This is a genomic window from Acinetobacter courvalinii, assembly GCF_014635545.1.
Lineage (GTDB): Bacteria > Pseudomonadota > Gammaproteobacteria > Pseudomonadales > Moraxellaceae > Acinetobacter > Acinetobacter courvalinii.
The window spans coordinates 670,797-683,458 of record NZ_BMDA01000001.1 but is presented as its reverse complement, the minus strand read 5'-3'; the positions used below and the strand labels follow the sequence as shown (position 1 = coordinate 683,458).

Below are 12,662 nucleotides of genomic sequence, written 5' to 3'. Positions count from 1 at the left end.
ATTCCTTCGATTGAGTCATGAACCGGATCTAATGTTTATGGTTTTAATTTCATGACATTAAATTCAGGGTCTGCTAATAATTTTGGGTCTAACTCGGTATTCGACTGCATCCAGCGCTTTGCCAGTTTGACCAGTTTTGAATCATTGATGGCGATCATGTTCAACAAACGATTTTGATCATCTAAATACAAATAACTGCATTGATCATCTGCGCTTTTTCGAACCACAATCTGCCCTGTTTTTTCAGGTTGATAAGTACCTAAAATCTGAATATTGAAGTGATACTGATCTGACCATAACCACGGAATATCGCTATATTCGGTTTCAATACCCAGCATTGATTTTGCTGCGGCAATCGCCTGATTCTGTGCATTGGCCCAAGACTGGATGCAATAGCCAAGGCCCGGATGAATCGCTACATCACCTGCGGCATAAATATCCTGATCAGACGTCTGCCCAAAACCATTCACCACAATGCCATCTTTCACGTCCAGACCTGCATTGACACCCAGCTCTTTGGCAATATCCGCCCCGGCACCGACTACCACACAATCAAACAGTTCACTTGCATTCGGATGATTCACCACTTCAACTTTTTGCTGACCGGCTTCAATCAAATGCAGGTTTTTACTGTCTAAATGAATCTGAGTACCCTGTTGCTCATGCATGTTTTTCAGAAACTCAGAGACATCCGGACTGACACTACGTGCACACAGGCGATTGCCATATTCAAAAATATGAACCTCTTTGCCTTGTTTACGTGCGGTCGCTGCAATTTCCAGTCCAATCCAGCCGCCACCAATCACGGCCAGCTTTTGTGAATGCTGCAAGATTTCGGCTAGGCGCTCACAATCCTGAACATTACGTAACGTCACCACATTGGGAATAAACTGCCACGTATTCACGGGTACACGCGCACGACTGCCTGTGGCGATCAATAATTTGTCATAGGGTAAAACCTGACCATTTTCCAGCACCACCTGCTTCAGCTGACGATCGACCTGTGTGGCAAGTGCTGGCTTGTGCCACTGAATATTAAAATCCTGCACCTGCTCTGGAGAAAACAGATGCAAGCTTTCATAAGTGGCTTCTTTTGAAAGTACCTGTTTTGACAATGGCGGGCGTTCATAGAACACACGGTCTTCATTAGAGACCACATGAATTTCACCTGCATAACCATTCTGGCGCAAGGTACTGACGGCCCAACCTGCGGCTTGTCCTGCACCCACAATTACAATTCTTTCCATCGCTTGCACTCCCTGCTCAACCGGACTTAGACAGGTTTGATCTGACGGCGGGTCTGATCATCCAGACCGCCTTCAATCGCCCATTCTGTAAAGAGTTCCAGACGATGTTCTTCAACACGTGGCTGCCACTCTTCAGTCAGATAGTCATCATTGGTGTAATACTCAAATGCGCCACCCAGCGGTGAATTGACATACCAGAAGTAAGCTGAAGAAATCGGATGACGTCCCGGGCCAATAAAGGTTGACCAGTCAGAACGGTTCATGTGCAATCCACCACCAATGACTTCATGAATATCACGCACCACAAATGCCACGTGATTGAGTCCAGCTGGTTTATTTGGTACCGAAAGCAAGAACAGGTCATGGTGGAAACCTTTACCGCGACAGCGTAAGAATGCACCACGATTGCGATAAGCATCTGATAAGAAGAAACCAAGTTTTTCGATATAGAACTGTTCCGTCTTTGCTAAATCAGGGGTAAAAAACACCACATGACCAATTGCGACCGGTTGCCCCTTGTCATAAACAGGGCTGGCTGCATTGACACGCTGCACGTTGCCGTACTGGTTAATGCCTTCTGTTTTTAAGGCAGGTAGATCTTGGGTAAAGCTTTTCTGAAAGCGAATGGTCATGCCATTCGGGTCCAGACACTGCACCATGTCCGCAGTGGCCTGATAACCCTCTACATCCTTTAAAGCGGTTGCTAAATTTGCCAAATCCTGATTCGCATCATCTAGCCCCCAAGTCACTTCACGTAACGTTGAACCTGACTCAATGGCTTTTGGTAAACGCTGGTCATCACAATCAAATAAGTAAATCTTGCTGCCATTTTGAGTCTGGTAAAGATCAGTCCCTTCAATATCCGACTGGCTTTGCTTGAGGCCGAAATCTGCCAAAAATTTATTCGAAGCAGCTCTGTCTTCAACACCAAACTTTAAAATCTCAATCCCTGTAATCATGAGATGACTCCTTAATTAAAGACAAAACCGCCATTTACCGGAATATTCTGTCCTGTCACAAACGAGGACAAATCTGACAGTAAATAAAGGGCTGTTCCGTTCAAATCCTGTGGTAACTGCTGACGTTGAATCGCACGACCATTCACATAGAGATCATGGCGTTCTTGCGGCACATAGGCTGTAGCTTCGACCAGAGTCAGTCCTGGTGAAAGCGTATTGATACAGATATTGAACGGTCCAAGTTCTCTCGCCATGGAACGGGTCATGGCGGTTAATGCACCTTTGCTCGCCACATAGGCCATCAGATTCGGTGCGCCCCATAAAGCGGTATCCGAAGCCACATTAATAATTTTGCCTGCACTAGATTGCTGGAGATAAGGCACCGCAGCCTGGGTCACCAACCAGGTACCTTTGACATTGATGTTCATGACACGATCCCAGAGATCAGGGTCATAATCCATCATGCTTTTACCACCGACATTGGTTGCCAGTGCGGCACAATTCACCAGACCATCTATTCCGCCCATGCGTTCAGCCGCTTGCTGAACTGCTTGCTGGATCGAGTCGGCATTGGCCAGATCAATACTGACCGCATCAACCTTAAAGCCTTGTGCTTGCAAAGCAGCAGCTTCTTGTTGCACCAGATCAGTCAAGATATCCGCCATGACCACTTGCGCACCGGCTTCCGCGATGGCTTGTGCAAAGTCTCGCCCCAAGCCTCTTGCCGCGCCTGTGACAAGGACTTTTTTGTCCTGCAACAACGCGACATTAACCATGAACTTCTTCCTGCATTTCAATACGGTTCGACGTATTCAATGCTGCAATTTTCTTTAACTGTTTTTCCGCTTCTTTTTTCATTAAGCGGCGTAAACGGGACAGACCAACATCATGTTGATACAGGAATTCGTGTTGACGGGCATTCGGTGCAAGATTTTCTAAAATAATGCGATCCTGTTCCAATACATCCCAGTGCAATTTTTCTAAGTGATTGCGGTAAAGGAAGCGCCAGACATTACGTTGCCAGCCACTGACTTTACGGCAACGCCAGAAGAACACACGGGTATTGTTGGCATCTATCGGTGTGGCATAACCCACAATCCAGAACTCGCCGCCTGGACCAAAGTCTTTACGATACGGGATTGAAAGGCGTAACCAGCTTGCACCGGTATTGGCATATTCAACCCAGTCAAAATTCACACCAACCTGGCCTTCTTTTTCAAAAATAAAGCCATTTGGCGTTGAACGATGTTTCATTTCCGCCGTACGGTCACCCTCTGCCATTGAGTGTGAGGTGCAATGCAAATAACTGCCGTGCATCGGGTCCATGACATTATCAATCGCATACTGATGATTCACTTTCCAGTCCGCCTGACATAAGAATGAACTCCATTCTTCACTTGCCAGTTGTTCAGGAAAATCTAGCGGCTTAGGTTCTTCATTGGCATCGATACCGAACCACATGAAAATTGCACCATGCTGTTCAATCACAGGATAGCTTTTGACACATGAAGTACCTTTCATTGGACAATCATGTACCGCAGGCACATCTTCTACAACGCCATCATGGCGAACTTCAACACCGTGATACCAGCAAGCCACACGATTGCCCAGATTCCAGCCCAAAGAAAGACGTGCGCCACGATGCGGGCAACGATCCTCCAAGGCATGCACCTGACCTTCTGCGTCACGCCAAACCACGATATTTTCACCTAAACAGGTAATACCGACTGGATTTGCAGCCACTTCCCAGCTTGCTAACACAGGATGCCACTGATCACGTAAACCTAAATCTAAATACTCTTCTACACTTGGAGTCACTGATACTGCTGCGTTCATCACTATTCTTCCTTGAATTAATAACCTAAACGTTGCATTTCTTCTGAGAACTTTTCAGAAGTCCAAAGCTCACCAGATTCACAGCGAAAACCTTGCTGGTTTAAAGACTGGACTAAATCTGTGAGTTCAGTGACGCCTGTAGAAAAGGCTTTGATGAGATGTTGAACAAAATCCTGTTCATAAACCGTTGGCTCTTTATAACGTGTTTGCCAAACCAGTAGCTCTGCCTGTCCCGGTATCTGAATATTGTTAATCCCTGCTTCGGTCGCTGGCGTGGCATGAATCCAGTTCGCTAGCTTCTCATTAAAAGTTTTCATGAGATTCCATCCTTTAAAATAAAACTTATAGTTGAATTTGAACGTCCTGCCCTTCAACACGTACTGGATAGGTGCACAAATCACGGCATCCTGGTCCACTCTTCAACTCACCTGTCTGGATATCAAAGATCGCCTCATGCAATGGGCATTCCACTGTTTGATCTTCGATAAAGCCTTCTGTTAACAAGGCAAAGGCATGTGGACAAACATTCTCGATGGCAAAGTAATTATCATCGATGAAAAATACGCCAATTTTCTTACCGTCGACTTCAATGGCTTTCGGCTCGTCTTCGGTGATGTCGTCTTGCTGACAAACTGAGATCCAACTCATCCTTGCATCCTCATTTGTTTTATATATAAAACATTATTTGATATAACAAACTTTAGATAAGAATACTCCCATGATGTTTTTTCTGTCAAATTAAATATATTTATAAAATTCAATATCTTGAATTTTAAAACACATTCTTTTACGTTTTACTAAAAAAATTTTGTTTTATATATAAAAAAATATTTTATAAATCTAATTGCAGTTACAATACAAATCGAAGAAAACGAAATGTACAGCAGTGTGCTTTTTTGATAGGAAAATTGAACAGATGAATTCAAGCATTGAAACAGACTCCCAAGAATCTGATGCAATAAAAAATGAAGAGCGCTATTTAGTCCCTGGCTTAGTGCGTGGTTTGGCAATCTTGCAGGCGTTTAACCAGCAAACCCAAGAAATGACGATTACCGAAATTGCCGAAATTCTGGATGTTAACCGTTCCAGCGCTTTTCGCCTGATCTATACGCTGGAGTCTTGTGGCTTTTTACGCAAAGCCTCACAGAAAACCTATGCTTTGGACTCAAAGGTCATGGAGCTTGGCTTTAACAGCTTAGCCAGACAGTCCTTACTGGATTTAGCCACACCATTAATGAAAGAGTTACGCGATCAAACCCAGCTCGCAGTCCATCTTTCTATCTTGGAAGGCACGCATATTGTCTTTATTAACAATATTCAGTCCAATGGCACATTCACCAGTAATATTGGCCTAGGCACACGCTGGCCTGCACATGCAACCGTGATTGGGCAAATGCTATTGGCAGATTTAACTGAAGCCGAAATTAAAGAGCGTTATAAAGGTTTTAATCAATGGGACACTTTTTCTGAACTTACCCCGAAAAATCTCAAAGAGCTGTTACAGCGTCTCCATTTTGTAAAGACACAACGTTCTATGGTGAGTTGGGGCCACTATAACCATGATATGGCTGCTTGCGCTGCGCCGATTTATAAACAATCCACCAGTAAAATGGCCGCTGTTTTATCCGTGAGTTGTCCGCTTGGCAGTTATGATGAACAGTATTTTAGAAATGAAGTTGCCGAAGCGGTCATTCAAACTGCAGACAAGATTTCTAAATTTATCTATTAATATAAAAAAGCAGCTTTCGCTGCTTTTCTTTTAACTCGGAATTGCCAAGTTCTGGTTTTGGCTTAAATATCTGCTTCCAATTTATTTTTTAAACGTTTATCCATGCGCTGAAACAGTGGTCTGGACAGATTCATCATCCAGGTCGGTACGGTATTTAACAGTGCATTGGCCACCAACCCGGACTTGCTGCTAACACGATAGGATTTTTCAGTAATCGCTTTCACAATCCATCCGGCTGCTGCTGCTGTATCCAGCATTTTCATATGTTTATAAATTGCTGTTTTAGAAGACATTGGTGTTCTAACCATCGGAAAATACACAATGCTGACATCAATTCCCTTGTCCTTAAGCTCCATTGACAAAGAGCGGGAAAAAGATTCAAGCGCGGATTTACTGGCCAGATAGGCCGAAAACAAAGGAATGGGAACTTGCGTTGACATGGTCGAAATATTAACAATATGCCCTGCACCATGTTCCAGAAAATGCGGCAATATATGCAGGGTCATATTCACCGCAGCAAAATAATTAATCTGCATGGTGCGCTCGTAGTCATGTAAACGATCAAGTGACTCAAGTATAGGACGTCGAATTGATCGAGCTGCATTATTCACCAGCACATCAACCTTTTGATGCTCGGCTAAAATCAAGGCGATGCAGGTTTTTAACTGCGCCGAATCCGTAATATCTGCTGGGTAGATAAATACTTGCCCTGCCTGTGCTTGAATAACTGAATGTATGCGTTGCAGTTCTTCAGTGCGGCGTGCAATAAGACAAACTTTCGCACCTGCTTGTGCAAGTTGAATCGCCGCTTCTTCACCAATTCCACTGGAAGCACCAGTAATAATAATCGTCTTATTGCTGAGATCCATCGTTTTCCCTCTTGCTGGATATTGAAAGCCTGATGATGGGCTTAATATTTTAATCTATCGAGTTTAATAGACTTTTGTCGTAGAGTTGCCATTTTCAGGCATACCAAATCATCATGTACTCCTACCATGATCATTGAGGCTTATATTGCTCGATTTGTGCTGCGACTTTTTTTAATCCTCGGGTAGCTGACCATTTGAGTTGAGCCAAGACCAATGTTGCAAGTAAAGGGATTTTACTTTGCAACCAGATGGTATAGCTTACGTAGGTAATCCCCTCTTTTTCTTCAAATTCCAGACGGCCTAAATGAAAAGAAAACATACAGTTCCTTAACATTTGATATTCAATCATCTGATTGGGGATCATTTTGGTAATTTCTTCCTGAATAAACTTAAAAGGTCCAATTCCCATTTTTCTGATCGAACCAATACCATCACTATTTTGTGGATCCTGAGCACTTTTAAACAGGACAGAATGCAATGGCCACAAGATAATATTAAATGTTCTATGTTTGCAAAAAATAGGAAAAACCAAATCTAAAGAGGCATTAAACTGTTGTTTCATCACTATATATTTGATCATATCTATTCTACCTTTTCTGCCCTGGCAAGTATAAAATTATCTCATTCTCTTCTAACAGGAATGTGAGCACTAAAATTCTGAGCTAATTTAGTTTTAATGCATTAAATTCCTACAGTTGAATACGCTTAGTAAGCAACTTTGAAAAACTGAACTCTCAATTATATAGATCCGATAAAATGTATCTTGACGTTTATCTATCAATTTGACTTTTTGTGCCATTCCATCTAGAGACATGTCAGCCAGTTATATCTCAAATATTAACACTCGCACACACCAAACATATTATAGATAAAATATACGGGTGCATCTTCTGGATAGGCATCACTATCCTTCACTACAAATAAAACATTATTACTCAATATAATTAATGAGTTATCATTCCGACTTAAAACTGCTCCCTTCGCTATTTTCTCATTTAATTTATTGAGATGCTGATCACGCTTTATAAAAAAAACTTTCTGCCCCGACTTGATTTCACCAGGATTAATTTTTTTATATAAACCACACTTTTTACAAACCCATTTCTTCATTATCAAACTCAAAATAAAAATATGATAATAAAAATAGTCAAGCAATACTTAACAGCATAAACATTAAAAATTAACATCATGGTCTTTTTCTATTCAACAACCTACGATAAAGTACAATTAAAACATAAAAAACAAACCCAAAAGGACAGTTCATTTTTTCTTAAAAACTTTAATAATATAAGTAATAAACCCGCTATAAAATAGAATATAATTTTTTGATAACTAAAAAACAAAGTAAATAACAACAGTTATTTAGCCTATTTAAAAACTATAATCTGAAAGTTAAAATTTTCTATTCAGATTCAAATTCTGCATACAATCTGGCCTTAAAAATATTGACACCTAATAAAATAATTAATTGATTTTTAATAATTTTTAAGATTAAAAATTCATCAAATCCTATCCAAAACATTTATCATTTTTCATAAAATTCAAGAAACCTTATTCAAGGCTTCTTGTTTGAATGAAATTAATCAACGTTTGCTGTTATTTTAGTTTTTAGATTAGCATTTACGCCTGATTTTGTATTTGCACTCGAGTTATGCTGGCTTTGCGCTGAGCTCTTCAACTGGCTGTTCAGATTAGATTTTAAACGTGCTTGAGCATTTGATTTAAGTTTTTTTGACTTTTTTTGTTGATATTCTGCATTCTTCTTCAAACGTGCTTTTGTATCTGAAGTTACTTTTCCGGCAGCCTTGGCTGAACCAGCGCCATACGCTGTTGTTTTGCTCATCGCATTTTCAGTTTTAGTAACAGCATTTGAGCCCACTTGAGTTGCTGTGCTCATCGTCGCTTGAGCGTGTTGCGTCCCTGCTTGCAGGGTATTTTTCGCAGTATAAGCTGCATTGACTGCACCGTTAGCAGAACCATTTGCCTTGACTTGCACCTGAGCTGAACCATTGGCTGCATCCTGCGCATTTTTTACGGTTTCTACCGTCTGGTGCGCAATTCCAGTTCCAATATCTCTCGCGGTACCTAGTGTTTTTTGTGCTCCCCCTACAGCAGCATTCATCGTATTCTGGCTGGTACTTTTTACTGCGCCTGTCACACCATTTACTAAATAGCCAGTCCCAACATTTGCCTGAGCCGAGCCATTTACATGCGCACCAACAGTCTGAGCAAAAGCCGAGGCAGAAACAAGCATGCTGGTTGTTACGATAGCGCTTTTGATCAATTTATTCATGACAACTTCCTTTAATTTTAGACCCTATGAGGTCGTTTGGAAAATGCATCATAGCGACTAAAAAAAGGCAGTATGAAAAATTCATTAAAACTTTACAGCTCAAACACAGGCCGTAAAACATCAGGGAGAAATGATGGATTATACAATTCAAATTTGAAAGTGATTCAATTTTAGGCAGTATTATCGATTCAAAACAGAACGACTAATATAAAAATTATTTTTAGTTTATTTGCCCTTCTTGGCTGATATGATCCCTTATGAAAGAACATACCTGCATGATTCACAGTAATTATCTTAACATTCTGCTTGATACTGCTGCGGAGTTTCGTATTTCAAAACAGGAACTCATAAAGAGAAGCCAACTTCCCTTGTCTTTATTTGATCAAGAACATCTTCCTGAGAAAATAAAATTTAGTGACTGGGTTTGTATTATTTCTTATCTCCTCGAACTTGTACCTGACAAAGGTATTGGATATAGGTTTGGCCTTAACTGTCGTGTGACATCACATGAAACATTAGGTTTTGCCATGCTTTCAAATGATACTCTTGGCAACGTAATTCTTGATCTACAAAAATATTTTAATATCCGTCTTCATAAGATGGAACTGAATATTTATAACAAGAATGATAAATTAATCATGACCATACATCCACTTTATCAATTAGAGAAGCACATAAGAGTCGAAAAACAGGAGGCCATTAGTCAGTTCTTAACAGAAGCAGCGATTGTGAATATCATCACAAATCTTAAAGAAATTACAGAGTATGAAATTACTGGTATGCAGGTACGGGTCAAGTGGGGGAAAAATTATTATCATTCTCTATTTGAAAAGCGCCTTCCAGAATTTAAATTCAATCAAGACAAGAACCAAATCATTTTCGATCTTAAATGTCTTGATCTCCCTCTCAAATTCAGTTCCAAATCAGCTTATCATTTTGCGATTCAGCATGTACAAGAAGAATATTTAATTTCTCAAGAGCCAGATAATAAAATTGTTTCTTTAGTGAATAGAAATATCAGGCTTATCCCCAACGAAGGCTTTCCGACACTCACAGATACAGCTAGAAAACTACGCGTCTCTGAAAGGGTACTCAAAAGAGAACTGATGCTCGCCAATACCACATTTTCATCGTTGATTCAGACCAAAAAATTTGCGCTGACCAAACAATTAATCTCTTCCAATAAAAGTATTCAGGAAATCTCGGACATTCTGGGATATAGCCATATCAATGCTTTTTCTCGAGCATTTAGAGGCTGGACGGGTAAAAATCCTAGAGACTATATCCGCGATCAAAAAAGCAGCTCAGGATACGTCGCTCAATTACATTAAAAGTATCAACTTTTAGGCTGGGGAAGCTGGTTTAAAATATGAGGTGCCAAAACTTCAAATTTCTTAATTAAGAAATCTAGAAAAAAACGGATTCTCGGCGCAATATATTTATTCTTATGCATAACCGCATAGATACCAGCTTCCCTGACGATGCCTTCCGTTAAAATCGCCTGTAGATTTCCTTTTTTTAAGTCCGAAGCGACATCCCAGATAATTTTTCTGGTGATGCCATGGCCTGCAAGTGCCCACATACGGGCCTGAACACTGTCATTAGTTTCCCAGGCAGTCTCCATATGTACAGTATATTTTAAGTTTTGCTGATCAAAATTAAAATAATATTCATTCAAGGGGCCATTTTCTGTCGTCAGCACAATGAATTTATGTTTGGCCAGATCCGAAGGACGTTCAGGGATTCCATATTTTTCCAGATAGGCAGGTGACGCGCAAAGTACTCGCCAGTTGGGTGCCAGATAACGAGCCACTAGCAAATCATTATCTGGTAGGCCAAATCTGATGGCAATGTCGATATCATCATGGATCAGATTGGAATTTGAGTCCGTCAAGGTCAGAGAAATACTCAAGTCTTGATAAATGAAACTAAACTCCTCAATCCATTGACTGAGCAAGTTACGCCCTAAATCTACAGCTGCAGAAATCCTGATCTTCCCTTTAACTGTAGATTGTTTATCTTGCAAGGCAACTTCTGCATCATCTATAGCTTGTAAGGCAATTCGACAATATCTTAAAAAAACCTGCCCTTCATCGGTCAACCTTAAACTACGCGTTGTCCGATCAAATAACTTGGCTTCAAGTGATGACTCCAGCTTGATCAGTCGGGCACTGGCGGCAGCAGGAGAAATGCCCATTTTACGCCCAGCAGCGGACAGGCTTTTTAATTCTGTTGCCTCGACAAAGAGGCGCATATCACCTAAACGATCAGTCGCCATTTTAAATCTAGATTAGAAAGTTAGTTCATTATTAGAGACATTATCAAATTGCAGCGAATCGATCAAACTATCTGCAATGCTATCTTGTATATTATCTATGAAACAACAGCTGCACCCTTCTCATACTGAATCGACAACGATTAATGATTTGGCACAACTGCCAATCGCTCCATTGCTAGCCCTGATGCTTGCAAGTTTCTTAGCCACAGCCAACGAAACCATTCCTGCAGGCTTGCTTACCCAGATTGCCTCGGGTTTCATGACCAATGAGGCATGGGCTGGCCAAACCGTTACCTTGTGTGCATTAGGTGCTGGAATCTCGGCGATTCCTTTAACCTTACTCACTCAAAAATTTCAGCAACGTCATCTGTTACTGGTCAGTTTAATCACCTTTGCCGTATGTAATTTTTTAACCGCTTTATCTCACAATTTCATTTTTGTCCTATTACTCCGTTTTCTGATTGGTTTAGCCACAGGACTAGCCTGGAGTATCTTGGCAACTTATGCACGCAGCATGGCCCCAAAGCAATTACAAGGGCGAGCCTTAGCCCTCGCCATGCTCGGCATTCCATTGGCTTTAGCCTTGGGAGTCCCCATGAGTGCCTGGCTAAGCAACTTCATTGGCTGGCGTAATATTTTTATAATTTTATCTCTTATCGCAATCCTCTTGGCTCTTTGGATCTTTTTCCGGGTACCCTCTTATCATCAACCCTCTCGTCAACAGCATGTTCCATTAAAAACCGTGCTGCAAATACCTGGCTTAGGTCCAATCCTGTTTCTGGTCATGGCATGGATCCTTTCACATTACTTGTTGTATACCTATATTGCTCCATTACTGGCAGCTATAGGTTTAACCTATCAACTTGACTTTGTTCTGCTTATTTTTGGTCTGGCTGCTCTAATCGGGATTTGGCTCGTTGGAATGCTGGTCGATCAATATTTAAAAAAACTCATATTCATCAGCCTTGGGGCTTTTCTGCTTATCTCAGTTTTATTCAGTATTTATTTTCATCTCCTAGATTTAAAATTTTTTGCCCTTTTTACTGTAATTTGGGGTCTAAGTTTTAGTGGTGCCCCCACTTTACTACAAACTGTCCTTGCCAATGCTGCACAACATTATGCAGATGTCGCACAATCGCTGTTAGTTACGGTTTTTAATCTTTCCTTTGCCTGTAGTGGCATCATCGGTGGGATTTTATTAGAAACCTTAGGAATACAATATTTCCCTTTCATGATCTCATTTATTTTAGCCACAGCGATTGCAGTAATGCTTATCCATAGAAACAATATTTTTAAATAAAATCATTTCAACATGGTCATTAAATAAGGACTTAGTGACCACACTTTTATCTGTAAAATATTAGCTTGAAGTTAATAATCATTTAAATCGGTTTATTGATTGCAAGAATAAATAACCATAATTTCAAAGCTCAGAAAAAAAGGAGTTCCAC

General features: G+C 40.7%; 14 protein-coding genes. 3 read left to right on the top strand and 11 right to left on the bottom strand.

The window, feature by feature from the left end:
- Positions 1-35: 35 nt before the first annotated feature.
- From IEV39_RS02980 to IEV39_RS02955, 6 genes are read right to left on the bottom strand one after another with little or no spacing between them, the layout of a single operon-like run.
- Entirely contained in the window at positions 36-1,247 is a 1,212-nt protein-coding gene (locus tag IEV39_RS02980) for an NAD(P)/FAD-dependent oxidoreductase (RefSeq protein WP_005286970.1), read from the bottom strand.
- A 26-nt stretch (positions 1,248-1,273) separates the two neighbouring features.
- Positions 1,274-2,206: a VOC family protein gene (locus IEV39_RS02975; protein WP_005286972.1), complete on the bottom strand. Its 933-nt coding sequence runs from the start codon at positions 2,204-2,206 to the stop codon at positions 1,274-1,276.
- An 11-nt stretch (positions 2,207-2,217) separates the two neighbouring features.
- The gene (locus IEV39_RS02970) at positions 2,218-2,982 is read right to left on the bottom strand and encodes an SDR family oxidoreductase (RefSeq protein WP_005286974.1); all 765 of its coding nucleotides are present in this window, start codon (positions 2,980-2,982) and stop codon (positions 2,218-2,220) included.
- Positions 2,975-4,042: a Rieske 2Fe-2S domain-containing protein gene (locus IEV39_RS02965; protein ID WP_005286976.1), complete on the bottom strand. Its 1,068-nt coding sequence runs from the start codon at positions 4,040-4,042 to the stop codon at positions 2,975-2,977. The genes IEV39_RS02970 and IEV39_RS02965 overlap by 8 nt, the downstream gene beginning before the upstream one ends.
- A gap of 17 nt (positions 4,043-4,059) precedes the next feature.
- Positions 4,060-4,359 carry a recombinase-like helix-turn-helix domain-containing protein gene (locus IEV39_RS02960; protein ID WP_004772875.1) on the bottom strand — a complete coding sequence of 100 codons (300 nt, stop codon included), beginning with the start codon at positions 4,357-4,359 and terminating at the stop codon, positions 4,060-4,062.
- 25 nt (positions 4,360-4,384) lie between these two features.
- The gene (locus IEV39_RS02955; RefSeq protein WP_004772876.1) at positions 4,385-4,690 is read right to left on the bottom strand and encodes a non-heme iron oxygenase ferredoxin subunit; all 306 of its coding nucleotides are present in this window, start codon (positions 4,688-4,690) and stop codon (positions 4,385-4,387) included.
- 268 nt (positions 4,691-4,958) lie between these two features.
- Here IEV39_RS02955 and IEV39_RS02950 point away from each other — a divergent pair, with 268 nt between their 5' ends.
- Positions 4,959-5,771, top strand: coding sequence for an IclR family transcriptional regulator (locus tag IEV39_RS02950; protein ID WP_005231181.1), 813 nt, complete (start codon positions 4,959-4,961; stop codon positions 5,769-5,771).
- A gap of 62 nt (positions 5,772-5,833) precedes the next feature.
- On the opposite strand, the gene IEV39_RS02945 is transcribed toward IEV39_RS02950, so the two are convergent.
- The 4 genes from IEV39_RS02945 to IEV39_RS02930 form a co-directional block, all read right to left on the bottom strand.
- A complete protein-coding gene (locus IEV39_RS02945; protein ID WP_005286981.1) occupies positions 5,834-6,640 on the bottom strand; it encodes an SDR family NAD(P)-dependent oxidoreductase in 807 nt (268 codons plus the stop codon).
- Positions 6,641-6,770: 130 nt separating this feature from the next.
- The gene (locus IEV39_RS02940; protein WP_005286983.1) at positions 6,771-7,220 is read right to left on the bottom strand and encodes an SRPBCC family protein; all 450 of its coding nucleotides are present in this window, start codon (positions 7,218-7,220) and stop codon (positions 6,771-6,773) included.
- A 257-nt stretch (positions 7,221-7,477) separates the two neighbouring features.
- A complete protein-coding gene (locus IEV39_RS02935) occupies positions 7,478-7,750 on the bottom strand; it encodes a hypothetical protein (RefSeq protein WP_005286985.1) in 273 nt (90 codons plus the stop codon).
- Positions 7,751-8,219: 469 nt separating this feature from the next.
- Positions 8,220-8,933, bottom strand: a complete 714-nt coding sequence (locus IEV39_RS02930) for a hypothetical protein (protein ID WP_005286989.1) — start codon at positions 8,931-8,933, stop codon at positions 8,220-8,222.
- 257 nt (positions 8,934-9,190) lie between these two features.
- Here IEV39_RS02930 and IEV39_RS02925 point away from each other — a divergent pair, with 257 nt between their 5' ends.
- Positions 9,191-10,264: an AraC family transcriptional regulator gene (locus tag IEV39_RS02925; protein ID WP_005286991.1), complete on the top strand. Its 1,074-nt coding sequence runs from the start codon at positions 9,191-9,193 to the stop codon at positions 10,262-10,264.
- A 5-nt stretch (positions 10,265-10,269) separates the two neighbouring features.
- Here IEV39_RS02925 and IEV39_RS02920 read toward each other — a convergent pair whose 3' ends face one another.
- Complete coding sequence (locus IEV39_RS02920) at positions 10,270-11,211, bottom strand: LysR family transcriptional regulator (protein WP_005286995.1); 942 nt, start codon at positions 11,209-11,211, stop codon at positions 10,270-10,272.
- Positions 11,212-11,308: 97 nt separating this feature from the next.
- On the opposite strand from IEV39_RS02920, the gene IEV39_RS02915 reads away from it, so the two are divergent.
- On the top strand, positions 11,309-12,511 hold the full coding sequence (locus IEV39_RS02915; protein ID WP_005286998.1) for an MFS transporter: 1,203 nt from the start codon (positions 11,309-11,311) through the stop codon (positions 12,509-12,511).
- Positions 12,512-12,662: the final 151 nt, after the last annotated feature.